Source organism: Streptomyces sp. cmx-4-9 (assembly GCF_046548835.1).
Taxonomy (GTDB): Bacteria; Actinomycetota; Actinomycetes; order Streptomycetales; family Streptomycetaceae; genus Streptomyces.
On the sequence record NZ_JAEBEE010000001.1, the window covers coordinates 744,786 to 760,466 of the forward strand.

A 15,681-nucleotide genomic window follows, 5' to 3' on the forward strand; every position below is an offset into this window, starting at 1 on the left:
CCTTCCTGCCAGGGCTTTTTCCTGGCGGGCGTCCTATCCATTGGCGAGGGTATTGTCAAGAGGTCAGGCCGCATAAATCGGATATTCGCAGCATGGACGGAGAGCACGCGTGACGCGCAGCGTGTACGTGACCGGTATCGAGCGGGGAGACGGGCGCCAGGTCGTCGAGCTGGGGATCATGGAGCTCCTCACCCGGCAGACGGGCCGGGTCGGCGTCTACCGCCCGTTGCTCCACGACGGACCCGACCGCCTCTTCGACCTCCTGAAGGCCCGGTACCGCATCGAGCAGGACGCCGGGACGGCCTACGGCATGGAGTACCACGAGGCCTCGGTCCTGCTGGCGGAGAAGGGCACCGACGAGCTGGTCTCCCGGCTGGTGGACCGCTACCACCGGGTGGCCCGCGACTACGAGGTCATGCTGGTCCTCGGCACCGACTACGCCGACACCAACCTGCCGGACGAGCTGGCGCTCAACGCCCGCCTCGCCAACGAGCTGGGCGCCGTCGTCGTCCCCGTCGTGGGCGGCACCAAGCACCCGGCCGACGCGGTGCGCGCCGAGACCCGCAACGCCTACCGGGCCTACGAGAGCCTGGGCTGCCACGTCGTGGCGATGGTGGTCAACCGGGTGGCCGCCGAGGACCGGGACTCCATCGCCGAGCGGCTGGCCGCCCGGCTGCCCGTCCCCTGCTACGTGCTGCCGGACGACAAGTCGCTGTCCGCGCCGACCGTCGCGCAGATCACCGCCGCCCTCGGCGGCGAGGTGCTCCTCGGCGACGAGGCCGGGCTGGCCCGTGACGCCCTGGACTTCGTCTTCGGCGGCGCGATGCTGCCGAACTTCCTGAACGCCCTCACCCCCGGCTGCCTGGTCGTGACCCCCGGCGACCGCTCCGACCTGGTCATCGGGGCCCTGGCCGCGCACACCTCCGGCACCCCGCCGATCGCCGGCGTGCTGCTGACCCTGAACGAGCGCCCGACCGGGGACATCCTGACGCTGGCCTCGAAGCTGGCGCCGGGCACCCCGGTGGTGTCGGTGGCGGGCAACAGCTTCCCGACCGCGGCCGAACTCTTCTCCCTGCAGAGCCGGTTGAACTCCGCGACACCCCGCAAGCTGGAGACCGCACTCGGCCTCTTCGAGCGGCACGTGGACACCGGCGAGCTGCGCGACCTGCTGTCGGTGGCCCGCTCGGAGCGGGTCACGCCGATGATGTTCGAGCACGAGCTGCTGGAGCGGGCCCGCTCCCAGCGGCGGCGCGTGGTCCTCCCCGAGGGCACCGAGGAGCGCGTGCTGCGCGCCGCGGACGTGGTGCTGCGCCGCGGCGTCTGCGACCTGACCCTCCTCGGCGAGGAGCAGGCCATCCTGAAGAAGGCCGCCGACCTGGGCATCGACATCTCGGGCGCGCAGCTCATCGACCCGGCGCTCTCCCCGCTCCGTACGCGGTTCGCCGAGTTCTACGCGCAGGCCCGCGCGCACAAGGGCATGACGGTGGAGCTGGCCGCCGACGTGGTCACCGACGTCAACTACTTCGGGACGCTGATGGTCCAGGAGGGCCTCGCCGACGGCATGGTGTCCGGCTCGGTGCACTCCACCGCCGCGACCATCCGCCCCGCCTTCGAGATCATCAAGACCAAGCCGGAGGCGTCGATCGTCTCCTCGGTGTTCTTCATGTGCCTGGCCGACAAGGTCCTCGTCTACGGGGACTGCGCGGTCAACCCGGACCCGGGCGCGGAGCAGCTCGCCGACATCGCCGTGCAGTCGGCGGCGACCGCTGCCGCCTTCGGCGTCGAGCCGCGGATCGCCATGCTCTCGTACTCCACCGGCACCTCGGGGTCGGGAGCGGACGTGGACAAGGTCCGCAAGGCCACCGAGCTGGTCCGCGAGCAGCGCCCCGACCTGCTGATCGAGGGCCCCATCCAGTACGACGCGGCCGTGGAGCCCTCGGTCGCCGCGACGAAGCTGCCCGATTCGGAGGTGGCCGGACGGGCCTCCGTACTGATCTTCCCGGACCTGAACACGGGCAACAACACGTACAAGGCCGTGCAGCGCTCGGCGGGCGCTGTCGCCGTCGGGCCGGTGCTCCAGGGGCTGCGCAAGCCGGTCAACGACCTGTCCCGGGGCGCCCTCGTCCAGGACATCGTCACCACCGTGGCGATCACCGCGATCCAGGCGCAGACCCCGGCCGAGGACCCCGCCCCCTCCGCATGACCGCCCGCACCCCCCTCCCTCCCCCACACGAGAAGGCACCGCATCCGTGACCGCTTCCCGCGTACTCGTCCTCAACTCCGGCTCCTCGTCGGTCAAGTACCAGCTCCTCGACATGGCCGACCGCTCGCGCCTGGCCGCGGGTCTGGTGGAGCGCATCGGGGAGGAGAACTCCCGGCTCGTGCACGAGCGGCTGGCGGACGGCGCGGACGCGGGCGCCCCCGACGCCCGCCGCGAGCGGCTCGGCCCGATCGCCGGGCACGAGGCCGCGCTGGCGGCCGTGGCGCAGGAGCTCGCCGCCGACGGGATGGGGCTGGACTCCCCCGAACTGGCCGCCGTGGGTCACCGGGTGGTGCACGGCGGGACCCGCTTCACCCGGCCGACCGTGGTGGACGACGAGGTGCTGGCGGAGATCCGCAGCCTGGTCCCGCTGGCCCCGCTGCACAATCCGGCGAACGTGACGGGCATCGAGGTGGCCCGCGGGCTGCGCGGGGACATCCCGCAGGTCGCCGTCTTCGACACCGCCTTCCACTCGACGATGCCGGAGTACGCGGCCCGGTACGCGATCGATGCCGCGACGGCCGACAAGTACGCCATCCGGCGGTACGGCTTCCACGGCACCTCCCACGCCTACGTCTCGCGGGCGACGGCGGCGCTGCTCGGCCGGCCGGTGGAGGACGTGAACGTGATTGTGCTGCACCTGGGCAACGGGGCCTCCGCCTCGGCAGTCCGGGGCGGCGTGTGCGTGGAGACCTCGATGGGCCTGACCCCGCTGGAGGGACTGGTCATGGGCACCCGGTCCGGGGACCTCGACCCGGCGGTCGTCTTCCACCTGGCGCGGGTCGGCGGTCTCTCGGTGGATGAGATCGATTCGCTCCTGAACAAGAAGAGCGGTCTGCTGGGCATGTGCGGGGACAACGACATGCGCGAGGTGCTGCGGCGGGCGGGCGAGGGCGACGAGGCCGCCGGTGTCGCGTTCGCCGCGTACGTACACCGTCTGAAGAAGTACATCGGGGCCTACTCGGCCGTGCTCGGGCGGGTGGACGCGGTGGCGTTCACGGCCGGGGTGGGCGAGAACGCGCACCAGGTCCGGGAAGCTGCCGTGGACGGGCTCGCCGAGCTGGGCCTGGCCCTGGACCTCCAGGCGAATGCCGAGCGCTCCCGCGAGCCGCGGCTGGTGTCGGCGGAGTACGCCCGGGTGGCGGTGGCGGTGGTCCCCACGGACGAGGAACTGGAGATCGCCACCCAGACTTACGCGCTCGTTACCCGGTAGTCACTTGGACTTTCCACCAGACGGAATATTCCGCTGCGAAACAAACCGATAGGATCCGCTCCATGCGCCGTTCCAAAATCGTCTGCACGCTGGGCCCCGCCGTCGACTCGTATGAGCAGCTGAAAGCGCTCATCGAGGCAGGCATGAACGTGGCCCGATTCAACTTCAGCCACGGATCCCAGGCAGAACACCAGGAGCGGTACGACCGCGTCCGGCAGGTCTCCCAGGACACCGGGCGCGCCGTCGGCGTCCTCGCCGACCTCCAAGGCCCGAAGATCCGTCTGGAGACCTTCGCCGAGGGTCCCGTCGAGCTGGTGCGCGGTGACGAGTTCACCATCACCACCGAGGACGTCCCCGGCGACAAGTCCATCTGCGGCACCACCTACAAGGGTCTGCCCGGCGACGTCTCCAAGGGCGACCAGGTCCTCATCAACGACGGCAACGTCGAGCTGCGGGTGACCGGGGTCGAGGGCCCGCGGGTCAAGACCATCGTCATCGAGGGCGGTGTCATCTCGGACCACAAGGGCATCAACCTGCCGGGTGCCGCCGTCAACGTCCCCGCCCTGTCGGAGAAGGACGTCGACGACCTCCGCTTCGCCCTGCGGATGGGCTGCGACATGGTCGCCCTGTCCTTCGTCCGCGACGCCAACGACGTCAAGGACGTCCACAAGGTCATGGACGAGGAGGGCCGCCGGGTCCCCGTCATCGCCAAGGTCGAGAAGCCGCAGGCGGTCGCCAACATGGAGGCCGTCGTCGACGCCTTCGACGCGGTCATGGTGGCCCGTGGCGACCTGGCCGTCGAGTACCCGCTCGAAAAGGTCCCGATGGTCCAGAAGCGGCTCATCGAGATGTGCCGCCGCAACGCCAAGCCCGTGATCGTCGCGACCCAGATGATGGAGTCGATGATCACCAACTCCCGTCCGACGCGCGCGGAGGCCTCCGACGTGGCCAACGCCATCCTGGACGGCGCGGACGCGGTCATGCTGTCCGCCGAGTCCTCGGTGGGCGCCTACCCGATCGAGACCGTCAAGACGATGTCGAAGATCGTCACGGCGGCCGAGGAAGAGCTCCTCTCCAAGGGCCTGCAGCCGCTGGTCCCCGGCAAGAAGCCGCGCACCCAGGGCGGTTCCGTGGCCCGCGCCGCCTGCGAGATCGCGGACTTCCTGGGCGGCAAGGCGCTGATCGCCTTCACCCAGTCCGGTGACACGGCCCGCCGGCTCTCGCGCTACCGCGCGACGCAGCCGATCCTGGCCTTCACCACCGACGTCAACACCCGCAACCAGCTCACGCTGAGCTGGGGCGTCGAGTCCTACATCGTCCCGCACGTGGACACCACCGACGCGATGGTCGACCTCGTCGACGGCGAGCTGCTGAAGCTCCAGCGCTACAACGACGGCGACACCATGGTCATCACCGCCGGCTCGCCCCCCGGCGTCCCGGGCACCACCAACATGGTCCGGGTCCACCACGTCGGCGGCGTCACCCGCGACTGAGCCCGCACCGCAGGACTCTGCCGCACAGAGGCCGAGGGCGGCACCCCGCAGTGATGCGGGGTGCCGCCCTCGGCGCTTGCGGCGGGCCGTACGGGACTACTCCGGCGGGCCGATGTAGTTCTTCAGGCCCGGGACGGTCAGGGTGCCGCCGAACTGGCCCGCCTGGACGACCTTGACGTCCGTGAAGAACGCGAAGGGGACGTTCAGGGGCGGCGGGCTGTTGGGGGTGAACTCGATGGGGATCAGTCCGAAGAGGTTGCCCTTGAGGCTCTCGGTGTACATCGTCACCGTGCCGCCGCGGATCTTGGACGTGGAGCCCGGACGGGACTTCAGGTGGGCGACGTTCCCCTCCTTGCCGACCGTCTGGTACAGGTCCTTGATGTCGAGCGAGTCCGCCGTGAACTTCAGGACCTTCTTGATCTTGCCGCTGCCCGTCTTCACCTCGACGATGCCGTGGTAGTCGAGGCCGTAGAGGGTCAGCAGGGAGCTGTCGAGGTACCAGGGCTCGTCCGGCAGGAGCGGGATGCCCTGCTCCAGTTCGGCGTCGGCCAGGGCCTTGGCGTCGTAGGTCGGGCACGGGAACGGCTGCTTGCCGTCCGGGTCCGCGGACTCCTCCGGCTTCGCCTCGTCCTCGGCGTCGGGGTCCTCCCCGTCCTTCGCCTTCGGGTCGTCCTCGGACTTCTGCTTGCCGTCCCCGGCCGCGCCGGGCTTCCCGCCCGTCTCGTCCTTGGGGGTCCGGGCGGTGTCCTTGACGTCCTTCGGCAGCTCCTCGACCTCGGCGCCGGCCTTCTTGGCCGCGTCGCGGATCGCGTCGGCGGCCGGGTCCGGGGTCTGCGCACCGCTCGCGGTGGGCGCAGGAGCCGGGCCCGCCGCCTCCTGGCCGCCGGTGAGCGTCTTGCCGATGCCGTCCACCAGCCCCTTGAGGGCGTCGCCGACACCCAGCGGGTCCAGCGGGTTCGGGGTCGTGGACGCGGCGGGCGTGGCGGTCGGCTCCGCCTTCTTGTCCTCCGGGGTCCCGGTCTTCGCCGCGCCGGTCCCGGACTCGGTCCCGGGCTTGGCCTCGGGCTTGGCCTCGGGCTTGGCCGCCGGCGGGGTCACGCCGGGCTTCGGCGTCCCGGACGCGGAGGGCGAGGGCGTCGCGCCGGGCGACGTGCTCGGCGCGGGCGTCTTCGAGGGCGTCGGCGAGGCCGACTCGGCCGGCTCGTCGGACCGCGTCACGCACGGCCCGGGCGCGAAGGGGATCTCCTTGTCGTCGGCCACGGCCAGCTTCGGCGCCATGCCCATCCCGACGAAAACCGCCGTCGGCATCGCAGCCAGCGCCATCGTCTTGCCGACGGGTATCTGGAGCTTGTTCAGCAGCGACTTCCTGGGAGCCGCATGCCGCGGCCCCTTGCTCTCACGGGACTCTGCGCCTGGGGGCGCCCCCCGCTGCGTCTCGTCACCCCGCACTGTTCCTCCCGCCATCGGCGTGGGCAGTCGTCTCGCTCGTGTATGCCGTTTCCGTGCCGCGGGGCCCGGGGATTCCCTGGGGGCCCGCCATCGCGTCGGCCTTGCCCAGGCTCACCGGCGGGTGGTCCGCGGGATCGGCCGGGGCGGGGTGGGCCGCCGCGGCAGCGTCCTGCAGGGGTGCTTCTTCGTCCGGCTGGCCGGGAGCCCACGAGAGGGCGAGGGCTCCGCCGACCATGGAGAAGAGGAAGCCCATGAAGAAGCCGCCGAGGTTGGACACCGGCAGCGACACCAGGGCCAGCAGGATGGCGGCCACGCCGGCGAAGACGCGGATGGCCTGCTGGAACCACAGGGCCAGGCCCAGCGTGATCAGCAGGACACCGATGATCAGTGCTCCCGCGCCGCCCGTGGTGGCCATGGCGAGAGTGACGTTGCCCAGCCGGAGGTCCGCGTAAGGGAAGTAGGCGATGGGGAAGCCGCCGAGGAGCGTGAACAGCCCGGCCCAGAAGGGACGGCGGCCGCGCCAGGCGCGAAAGCGGTAGTACACCACGGTGAGCCAGGCGTCGTCTTCGGCGCGCACGTGAACCGGGGCCTGGGGGTTCATGGACAACAGCTCCCTGAAAACGGTGGTACTGGAGAACTCGGTGGAGCCGGACGGGCGGGCGGCGGCTCACGCCGCCGGCCGCCCCTCCGGTCACCCGCCGGGACGGATTACTTCTCGTCCTGGTAGCACGGCTGGTCGCCGCCGAGCAGACGCAGCTTCAGGTCGGGCAGCTTGAAGGTGCCCGCCGTGGTGGCCCACGCCTTCTGGCGCACGTTCGACAGAACGGCCTTGTCGGCCCGCTGCGAGAACGCGTACGGGCTCGAGACCGTACCGGCCTGCGGCTTCGTCTTGTGGCCCGCGTCGCCGACCGCGACACCGATGTCCAGGTTCTTGAACTCGGCGTCGGTGTCGAGCTCGGCCACATCCAGGTAGATGTTGTCGGCTACGGCCGGCTTGCCCTTGTGACCCGTACGCAGCTGGAGCGTGATGTTGCCCAGCGGCGTCGGGGTGACCAGGGACTGGCACATGTTGGTGATTTCGGCGTGGCTGAACCCGGAGATGGTGACCGGGTGGTGCGCCGCGTTGCCCTTGAGGTCGTGCCCCTCGGCGATACCGCCGTACTGAATGAGGTTGTCACCGTCGAGCTTGTCGGCCGAGACCTTGAAGTCCTGGCCGGAGACGCTGAAGGACGCCGCGAGGGCACCCTGCGCCAGACCCACACCGACCGCGGCCGTGGCCGCGATGCTCGGCACCATGACGAGCGCGAAGCGCTTCCATCTGGTCCCGCCACGAACCTGAGAACTCATTTTGTTCCTCCTTCTCGGACGTACATCTCCGGTCCGGGCCGTGCCCGTCCTGGGATGGGAGAAGTGCTACGTCCTCGGGAAGGAGCGCAGGCGGCCGGGCCGCGGCTGGGCCACGTCCGATACACCGGCGATCACCCCCGAGCGACAACCACTGGGCCACGCGTTCGCGCAACCTGGGGGGACAGGCCCTGCCGGTGCGGCAAGGACCCCCCTGTCCCACGCCCCGTGCCACTGCCACGGGCCGACTCGGTGGGGACCCTCCACCGCGGCTCCGGATGAGCGGCTCTGCGGGAAGGACCGAGCGTCGCCGATCGTGGTCCATTCCCGGCCGGGGCACAAGGGGGTTCGTTACTGGCGGGTAACGGCCAGATAACCGGGGGTCTGCACGCCGCCACCGGGGTGCAACACAGGGTGTCACCGAAGGGCACGACAGAACGGGATATGAGCGAACACTCCGGACAGAACACGGGGTTCGGCTTACTACGAGTAACAGCGGCCGCTATTGCCAAGTTTTGGCAAAGTGCGGCCGCTGTTCGGCTACCTGTCAACAAATCCCCGGTGGACCACCGGTGACCGTCCGTCTTCTGCGGGGCTGCCTAGAACAGCACCCGGGCCAGCGCGGTACGCGCCGCCGTGACCCGCGGGTCGTCCGCGCCGATGACCTCGAACAGCTCCAGCAGCCGCAGCCGCACGGCGTCCCGGTCCTCACCGAACGTCACCCGTACGGTGTCCACCAGGCGCCCGAAAGCGTCCTCCACGTGGCCGCCGACCAGGTCCAGGTCGGCCGCGGCGATCTGCGCCGCCGGATCCCGCGGGTTCTCCGCGGCTGCGGTGCGCACCGCCTGCGGGTCCATGTCCTGCACGCGGGTGAGCAGCTCGGCCTGGGCCAGGCCCAGCTTGGCCTCGGTGTTGCCCGGGTCGTCGGCCAGCACGTTCTTGTACGCCTGGACCGCACCGCCCAGGTCGCCGGCGTCCAGCGCGACGACGGCCGCCTCCAGCAGCGCGTCGTGCGGACCGGCCGGGGCTTCGGCGGGGGCGGCCGGGGCGGCCCCCTCGGCGTGCGGGTCCACCTCGATGCCGATGATCCCGAAGCGCTCCTCGGCGACCTGCACCAGCTGGGCCAGGGTCTCGCGGATCTGCTGCTCGGGCACGGCGCCCTGGAACAGGGGCAGCACCTGTCCCGCGACCACGGCGAAGACCGCCGGGATGCCCTGGATGCCGAACTGCTGCATCAGCATCTGGTTGGCGTCGACGTCGACCTTGGCCAGGACCAGGCGGCCGTTCGCCTCGACGGTCAGCCGCTCCAGGAGCGGGCTGAGCTGCTTGCAGGGCTCGCACCACTCGGCCCAGAAGTCGAGGACCACCGGCACTTCGGCGGAGAGCTGGATGACATCGCGTTCGAACCCGGCTTCGTCGACGTCGAGGACGAGCGCGGAGGGCGCCACGCCGCCGGCGGACGCACCGTCGCCGGCCTGGTCGGCCTGGCGCGCCGATGCGGCGCGCGCCTGCTCGGCCTTGGCCTTGGCCTCACCGGCCGCCTTCACCGCGGCGAGGTCGACGACGCCGCTCATGGACATGTTTCTGGGCTGCATGCGTACATCCTCCCCCGTGTGCGCGCGTCGGCGAAAAAGATCGCGTGAATTGAGCGGAGCACCGCGCCGATCCCGCCGTTGTTGCGGGTCGGCGCGGGTACCGCGGTCATCGGACTGCTTCCCCACCTGGTCGGCGCCGGGTCCCCACCTGGCGCCTGTAGCTCTTCGCGTGGTTGTCGCTCTTACGCTACGAGCCGTAGCGTAACTCCTCGCGCCCCCCGGCGCCCCGTGATCTGAACCACAGCACCGAGTGCCCCGGCGGTTCCCCTACCGACCGGTATGGTCTCGGCCATGCGCAACCCCAGCCCCGGCACGAGTACCGGCACCGGCTCCGCGAGCGGCCGCACCGGACGGCCCCGCAGCGCCGCCGCGGACGCCGCCATCCTCGCCGCGACCCGGGACGCGCTGGTCGAGCTGGGCTGGTCGAAGCTGACGATGAGCGACGTCTCGGTGCGGGCGGGGGTCGCCAAGACCACCCTCTACCGCCGCTGGGCAGGCAAGAACGAGCTGGTCGTGGACGCGGTGGCGGAGCTCTTCGACGCCCTGGAGCTCCCGGACCGGGGCTCCCTCGAAGCCGACATCGAGTACGTGGTCCTGCAGTTCGCCGCGCTGCTGCGGCGCCCGGAGGCCCGTACGGCCCTGATGGCCGTGGTCGCCGAGTCCACCCGCGACGAGGCCCTGCGCGACCGTATCCGGTCGGCGATCGTGGACCGGCAGAAACGTCTCGTCGTCCTGGGCCGCGAACGGGCCCAGGCCCGCGGCGAGCTCCCGTACGAGGCGGACGAGGCCCTCGCCGGCCACACCACCGATCTGATCTTCGACGTGATCGCGGGGACCGTGGTGCACCGGGCCCTGGTGAGCTCCGAACCGGTGGACGAGCTGTGGGTCGCCGCCTTCACGGCCCTGCTGATGCACGGCCTCCGGGGCCCGGGCGCACCCTGACCGCGCAGGGGCCCGGCCGCCCGGCCAGGCGCCGGCGCCCCGCACGCAAGCGGGAGAGGCCGGTCGCGGCGCGCCGCGGGGGCGCCGCGACCGGCCTCGGGCCGGGGCGGGGGCTCGCAGGGAGCCGGGGCTCAGAAGCCCGGCGGCTCCGTGTAGGTGCCCCACTCCTCGCGCAGGACGTTGCAGATCTCGCCGAGCGTGGCCTCGGCCCGGACCGCGTCCAACATGGCCGGAATCATGTTGGAGCCGTCGCGCGCCGCCGCCAGCATGTCCGCCAGGGCGGCATCGACCTGCGCGTCGTCCCGGCGGTCCTTGCGGGCGGCGAGCTCGCGCACCTGGACCTTCTCCACCTCGTGGCTCACCCGGAGGATCTCCAGGTCCCCGGTGACCGAGCCGTGGTGGACGTTGACGCCGACGACCCGCTTGTCGCCCTTCTCCAGCGACCTCTGGTACTGGAAGGCCGACTCGGCGATCTCGCCGGTGAACCAGCCGTCCTCGATCCCGCGCAGGATGCCGGAGGTGATCGGCCCGATCGGGTGCTGCCCGTCCGGGTGGGCGCGCAGTCCGCGCTCCTTGATCTGGTCGAAGATCTTCTCCGCGTCCGCCTCGATGCGGTCGGTGAGCTGCTCCACGTACCAGGAGCCGCCCAGCGGGTCCGCCACGTTGGCGATGCCGGTCTCCTCCATGAGCACCTGCTGGGTGCGCAGGGCGATCTCGGCGGCCTGCTCGCTCGGCAGCGCGAGGGTCTCGTCCAGGGCGTTGGTGTGCAGCGAGTTCGTGCCGCCGAGGACGGCCGAGAGGGCCTCCACCGCGGTGCGCACGACGTTGTTGTATGGCTGCTGCGCGGTCAGCGAGACCCCGGCGGTCTGGGTGTGGAAGCGCAGCCACATCGACTTCTCGCTCTGAGCCCCGTACACCTCCTTCATCCAGCGCGCCCAGATCCGGCGGGCGGCGCGGAACTTGGCGATCTCCTCGAAGAAGTCGAGGTGGGCGTCGAAGAAGAAGGAGAGGCCGGGGGCGAAGACGTCCACGTCCATGCCGCGGGAGAGCCCGAGCTCCACGTACCCGAAGCCGTCGGCGAGGGTGTAGGCGAGCTCCTGCGCGGCCGTCGCCCCGGCCTCGCGGATGTGGTAGCCGGAGACGGACAGCGGCTTGTACGCCGGGATGCCCCGGGCGCAGTACTCCATGAGGTCGCCGATGAGGCGCAGGTGCGGCTCGGGCTCGAAGAGCCACTCCTTCTGGGCGATGTACTCCTTGAAGATGTCGGTCTGGAGGGTGCCGTTCAGGAGGGCGGGGTCCACGCCCTGCCGCTCGGCGGCCACCAGGTACATGCAGAAGGCCGGCACGGCCGGCCCGGAGATCGTCATGGAGGTCGTGACGTCGCCCAGCGGGATGTCCTTGAAGAGGACCTCCATGTCGGCGGCGGAGTCGATGGCGACCCCGCAGTGCCCGACCTCGCCGAGGGCGCGGGGGTCGTCGGAGTCCCGGCCCATGAGGGTCGGCATGTCGAAGGCGACCGAGAGCCCGCCGCCGCCGGCGGCGAGGATCATCTTGTAGCGCTCGTTGGTCTGCTCGGCGTTGCCGAAGCCGGCGAACTGCCGGATGGTCCAGGTCCGCCCCCGATAGCCGGTGGCGTGCAGACCGCGGGTGTACGGGTACTCCCCCGGCCACCCGATCCGCTCGAACCCCTCGTACGTGTCGCCGGGCCGCGGCCCGTACACCGGATCGACCGCATCGCCGGAGAGCGTGGTGAAGTCTGCCTCGCGCTTGCGGGCCTTGTCATAGCGGGCCTGCCAGCGACGGCGGCCTTCCTCGATGGCGTGAGCGTCCATGACTCGAATTTACTAGGACGTCCTAGTAAATGTCGATGGGCAACCCCGGGGAGTCGCCCCGGGGTGTGGGAGATCAGGCCTTCGCGGCGGCGAGGCCGCCGCTGACCAGCGGCTCGACCTCGGCGCGGACCTTGCGCTCGACGAAGAAGGCGGCGAGCGGGATCGTGCCGGAGAGCATGACCCAGAGCATCTTGCCGAAGGACCACTTCGCCTTGGAGCTGAGGTCGAAGGCGAACACCAGGTAGATCATGAAGAGCACGCCGTGGGCCTGGGAGACCACGAAGGTCAGGTCGGCGCCCTTGTCGAAGCCGTACTTGAAAACCATGCAGGTGCAGAGCACCAGCAGCATGACGGCAGTGGCAAAGGCCATCACCCGGTAGCGGGTCAGCACGCTCTTCTTCATGCCGACGAGCCTAACCGTCCGGTGTGCGCGATCCCGACGGGGGTGCTCCCGAACCGGCGTGACGGTGCTTACTCCCGCGGCCCTGCCGTCCCGGGGTCCCGGGGTCCTGCCTGCGGTCCTGCCGCCCCCGCGTCCCGCCCGTCCGCCCGTCCGCCCGTCCGCCCGTCCGCTCACTTCTCGTCGAAGTCGGCGGCCGCCACCCGCAGCGGGCGCAGCAGCGCGAAGATCTCGGCGCACTCCTCGGCGTCGTACGCCCCGAGCCCGAAGTCGACCTCCATCAGGTCCCGGGTGGCGGCCTCGACGACCTCGCGGCCCTTGTCGGTGATGGACGCCAGAGTGCCGCGGCCGTCGTTCGGGTTCGGCCGCTTGTCGACGAGCCCGGAGCGCACCAGCCGGTCCACCGTGTTCGTCACCGAGGTCGGGTGCACCATCAACCGCTCCCCGATCTTCGACATGGGCAGCTCGCCGGCCTTGGAGAAGGTGAGCAGCACCAGCGCCTCGTACCGGGCGAAGGTCAGACCGTACGGCTTGACCACCGCGTCGACCTCGCCGAGCAGGATCTGGTGCGCCCGCATGATCGAGGTGATGGCGGCCATCGAGGGCACCGGCCCCCAGCGCTGCTGCCACAGTTCGTCGGCGCGGGCGATGGGATCGAAGGGAAGGCTGAGCGGCTTGGGCACGCACCAGACCCTACCGGGCGGTCATTTGGCGGCCACCCCTGTCTCACCCCTCGGCCCGCCCGCCTCCCGCGCGGCGGCCCGGAGTTCGGCGAGGAGCAGCAGGACCACCGCGGTGCCGAGCAGTCCGGAGCCGGTGACGACCACGTGGACCGGCAGGAATTCGGCGGCCAGGCCGCCCAGGGCCATGCCCACGCCCTGGAGGGTCATCAGGCCCGTGCTGAGCAGGGTCATCGCGCGGCCCCGCAGGTCGGCGGGGACCGCATCCACCCACCACTGGTCGAGGCCCAGGGTGTGGGCCTGGGCCAGCCCGGCGAGCACGAGGGCCGCGAGCACCCCGGGCACCCCGGGGCGGACCGCGAACAGGACGAGCGGCAGCAGGGCCGCGGCGGCGAGGGGGGCCGTGATGCGCGAACGCGTTCGGGCGGTGAGTGCCGAGCCGGCCCACACCTCGCCGGCGATGGTGGCGGCGGGCAGCGCGCACATCAGCAGCCCGAGGGCGGCGGTGCCGGCGCCGAGTGCGTCGGCGTAGGGGGCGAGGAGCACCTCGGGCACGACGACGAAGACCGGGGGCAGCCAGAACAGCAGGGTCAGGGCGCGCAGCCGGCGGCCCGCGAGCACGGCGCGCAGCCCGGAGAGGGGGGAGGTGCGGGTGCCCGCGGCGCGGGCGGGGCGGGCCCGGGTGCCCAGGCGCAGCAGCAGTGCGGACCCCAGGAATCCGGCGGCGGTCAGCGCGACGGCTCCGCGGGGCGCGAGCACGGTGAGCAGCAGTCCGCCGAGCCCGAAGCCGACGAGCTGGGCGCTCTGGGCCACCATCCGCAGCAGGGAGCGGCCGAGGACGAAGGCCTCGCCGGTTCCGAGCACGTCGGCCAGGGAGGCGTTGCGCGTGCCCTGGAAGAGGGGGGCGACGAAGGCCACCGCGCAGCGCAGGACCAGCAGCAGCGCCACGGGGGTGCCCGGCCAGGCCATGGCGGCGGCGCAGGCCGCGCAGAGGAGGTCGCAGCCGACGAGCACCCGGCGGGCGGGGTACCGGTCGGCGATCCCGGCGAGCAGCGTGCCGCCGAGGGCGTAGGGGAGGAAGCCGAGGGCGAAGGTGAGCGCGCTCAGCAGCGGCGAGCCGGTGGCCCGGTAGACGAGGACGGTGAGGGCGATCTCGGCGACGACGACGCCGAGGACGGAGATCAGGTGCGCGGCGAAGACGGCCCGGAACTCCTTGATCCGGAAGACCGGGCGGTACCCGGCGGAGCGGGCGGGGGCTTCGGCCCCGGTGGCGTGCGGCATGGCTGCCACCTTGGCGGGGGGCCGGCCGGCGGCCCAGAGATTCGTCCCTGTACGAAACTTGGAGGGAGCGCATGCCGTGGAGCGCCGGGCACCCCGGGGCGCGGCGTGCGCGGCACGGAGGGCCGTGATGGGGTTCCACTTCCGCTTCGGGGCCGGCGACCTGCTGCGCTGCCGGTTCTCGCTCTCCCCGCGCTGGGAGACGCAGGAGGCGGTGCGGGCGCTGCTGCGCCCCTACCGCCAGGCGTACCACCTGCCCTGGCTCAGCCGGGTCCGGGAGGCGGCCGAGGGGCTGGACCTGCGGCCGCTGTGGCTGCTCATGCCGCTCGTCGGACACCATCCGGACTTCCTCAGCCCGCCGCCCGTGGGTCCGTCCGTCACCCTGGAGGAGGAGCTGGCCCGGGTGCGCGCCGCCGACCCCGAAGCGGCCCGCGAGGACCTGCGGCAGTCCCTGGTGTGCACCCCCGGCGCCCTGGAGAGCGACATCGGGCAGCGGATGCTGGCGGATCCGGCCCGGGCGGTGCGGGAGCTCGCGGACCTCACCGAGCAGGCCTGGCACGCCCTGGTCGCACCGCACTGGCCGCGGCTGCGGGGGCTGTTGGAGGCGGACATCCTCTTCCACTCGCGGCGGTTGGCGGCGGGCGGCCTGGAGGCCCTGTTCGACGGGCTCCACCCGGACCTGCACTGGGACGCGCCGGCGGCCACCCTGACCATCGAACGGCCGGGCCACCACGACCGCGACCTGGGCGGGCAGGGGCTGCTGCTGATGCCGAGCGCCTTCGTCTGGCCGGAGGTGGTGGGCGGTTACGACCCGCCCTGGCAGCCGACCCTGATCTATCCGGCCCGCGGTGTCGGAGCCCTGTGGACGGCTTCGGCGGGCCCCACCCCGCAGGCGCTGGCGCGGCTGCTGGGGCGGGTCCGGGCCGATGTGCTGTGCGCCCTGCACGAACCGGCCTCGACCACGGCCTTGGCGCACCGCCTGGGGCTGGCTCCGTCCACGGTCTCCGCGCACCTGGGGGTGCTGCGGGCGGCGGGCCTGCTCCTCTCGCGGCGGCACGGCCACCAGATCCTCTACGAACGGACCCCGCTGGCCCTCGCCCTCACCTCGGGCGGGCCCTGAGGCGGAGCGGGCGACCGCGGAGCCGGCGCGAGCGGGGAGGCGGCGCGGGCGGGGAGGGGGCGGCGGGCGGGAAGG

General features: G+C 71.9%; 13 protein-coding genes. 5 read left to right on the forward strand and 8 right to left on the reverse strand.

Translation table 11 applies throughout. From position 1 onward, the window contains the following. The first annotated feature begins 109 nt into the window (after positions 1–109). The 3 genes from pta (at position 110) to pyk (ending at position 4,966) form a co-directional block, all read left to right on the forward strand. Complete coding sequence (gene pta, locus ACLJTM_RS03505) at positions 110–2,203, forward strand: phosphate acetyltransferase (RefSeq protein WP_411101825.1); 2,094 nt, start codon at positions 110–112, stop codon at positions 2,201–2,203. A gap of 46 nt (positions 2,204–2,249) precedes the next feature. Continuing rightward, positions 2,250–3,473 carry an acetate kinase gene (locus tag ACLJTM_RS03510; RefSeq protein WP_411101826.1) on the forward strand — a complete coding sequence of 408 codons (1,224 nt, stop codon included), beginning with the start codon at positions 2,250–2,252 and terminating at the stop codon, positions 3,471–3,473. Between the two features lie 62 nt (positions 3,474–3,535). Further along, positions 3,536–4,966, forward strand: a complete 1,431-nt coding sequence (gene pyk, locus ACLJTM_RS03515; RefSeq protein WP_411101827.1) for a pyruvate kinase — start codon at positions 3,536–3,538, stop codon at positions 4,964–4,966. A 96-nt stretch (positions 4,967–5,062) separates the two neighbouring features. Here pyk and ACLJTM_RS03520 read toward each other — a convergent pair whose 3' ends face one another. The 4 genes from ACLJTM_RS03520 to ACLJTM_RS03535 form a co-directional block, all read right to left on the reverse strand. Next, complete coding sequence (locus tag ACLJTM_RS03520; RefSeq protein WP_411101828.1) at positions 5,063–6,415, reverse strand: hypothetical protein; 1,353 nt, start codon at positions 6,413–6,415, stop codon at positions 5,063–5,065. Beyond that, positions 6,405–7,016, reverse strand: coding sequence for a DUF6114 domain-containing protein (locus tag ACLJTM_RS03525; protein ID WP_411101829.1), 612 nt, complete (start codon positions 7,014–7,016; stop codon positions 6,405–6,407). Before ACLJTM_RS03525 ends, ACLJTM_RS03520 begins: the two co-directional genes overlap by 11 nt. Positions 7,017–7,123: 107 nt before the next feature. Beyond that, on the reverse strand, positions 7,124–7,762 hold the full coding sequence (locus tag ACLJTM_RS03530) for a DUF6230 family protein (RefSeq protein ID WP_411101830.1): 639 nt from the start codon (positions 7,760–7,762) through the stop codon (positions 7,124–7,126). Positions 7,763–8,358: 596 nt separating this feature from the next. Continuing rightward, positions 8,359–9,354, reverse strand: coding sequence for a tetratricopeptide repeat protein (locus ACLJTM_RS03535; RefSeq protein WP_411101831.1), 996 nt, complete (start codon positions 9,352–9,354; stop codon positions 8,359–8,361). A gap of 291 nt (positions 9,355–9,645) precedes the next feature. Between ACLJTM_RS03535 and ACLJTM_RS03540 the strand changes: the two genes are divergently transcribed. Beyond that, positions 9,646–10,296 carry a TetR/AcrR family transcriptional regulator gene (locus ACLJTM_RS03540; RefSeq protein ID WP_411101832.1) on the forward strand — a complete coding sequence of 217 codons (651 nt, stop codon included), beginning with the start codon at positions 9,646–9,648 and terminating at the stop codon, positions 10,294–10,296. Positions 10,297–10,427: 131 nt separating this feature from the next. On the opposite strand, the gene ACLJTM_RS03545 is transcribed toward ACLJTM_RS03540, so the two are convergent. The 4 genes from ACLJTM_RS03545 to ACLJTM_RS03560 form a co-directional block, all read right to left on the reverse strand. Then, entirely contained in the window at positions 10,428–12,128 is a 1,701-nt protein-coding gene (locus tag ACLJTM_RS03545) for a methylmalonyl-CoA mutase (protein WP_411101833.1), read from the reverse strand. Between the two features lie 73 nt (positions 12,129–12,201). Then, positions 12,202–12,531, reverse strand: a complete 330-nt coding sequence (locus ACLJTM_RS03550) for a DUF3817 domain-containing protein (protein ID WP_411101834.1) — start codon at positions 12,529–12,531, stop codon at positions 12,202–12,204. 170 nt (positions 12,532–12,701) lie between these two features. Further along, a complete protein-coding gene (locus ACLJTM_RS03555; protein ID WP_411101835.1) occupies positions 12,702–13,211 on the reverse strand; it encodes a MarR family winged helix-turn-helix transcriptional regulator in 510 nt (169 codons plus the stop codon). Between the two features lie 21 nt (positions 13,212–13,232). Next, on the reverse strand, positions 13,233–14,489 hold the full coding sequence (locus ACLJTM_RS03560; protein ID WP_411101836.1) for an MFS transporter: 1,257 nt from the start codon (positions 14,487–14,489) through the stop codon (positions 13,233–13,235). A gap of 127 nt (positions 14,490–14,616) precedes the next feature. On the opposite strand from ACLJTM_RS03560, the gene ACLJTM_RS03565 reads away from it, so the two are divergent. Further along, complete coding sequence (locus ACLJTM_RS03565; RefSeq protein WP_411101837.1) at positions 14,617–15,606, forward strand: DUF5937 family protein; 990 nt, start codon at positions 14,617–14,619, stop codon at positions 15,604–15,606. Positions 15,607–15,681 lie beyond the last annotated feature (75 nt).

Excerpts from the sequence above, each read along its gene's own strand:
- pyk (WP_411101827.1), top strand. The coding sequence starts at position 3,536 with ATGCGCCGTTCCAAAATCGTCTGCACGCTGGGCCCCGCCGTCGACTCG.
- ACLJTM_RS03525 (WP_411101829.1), bottom strand. The coding sequence starts at position 7,016 with ATGAACCCCCAGGCCCCGGTTCACGTGCGCGCCGAAGACGACGCCTGG.
- ACLJTM_RS03530 (WP_411101830.1), bottom strand. The coding sequence starts at position 7,762 with ATGAGTTCTCAGGTTCGTGGCGGGACCAGATGGAAGCGCTTCGCGCTC.
- ACLJTM_RS03535 (WP_411101831.1), bottom strand. The coding sequence starts at position 9,354 with ATGCAGCCCAGAAACATGTCCATGAGCGGCGTCGTCGACCTCGCCGCG.
- ACLJTM_RS03540 (WP_411101832.1), top strand. The coding sequence starts at position 9,646 with ATGCGCAACCCCAGCCCCGGCACGAGTACCGGCACCGGCTCCGCGAGC.
- ACLJTM_RS03545 (WP_411101833.1), bottom strand. The coding sequence starts at position 12,128 with ATGGACGCTCACGCCATCGAGGAAGGCCGCCGTCGCTGGCAGGCCCGC.
- ACLJTM_RS03550 (WP_411101834.1), bottom strand. The coding sequence starts at position 12,531 with ATGAAGAAGAGCGTGCTGACCCGCTACCGGGTGATGGCCTTTGCCACT.
- ACLJTM_RS03560 (WP_411101836.1), bottom strand. The coding sequence starts at position 14,489 with ATGCCGCACGCCACCGGGGCCGAAGCCCCCGCCCGCTCCGCCGGGTAC.
- ACLJTM_RS03565 (WP_411101837.1), top strand. The coding sequence starts at position 14,617 with ATGGGGTTCCACTTCCGCTTCGGGGCCGGCGACCTGCTGCGCTGCCGG.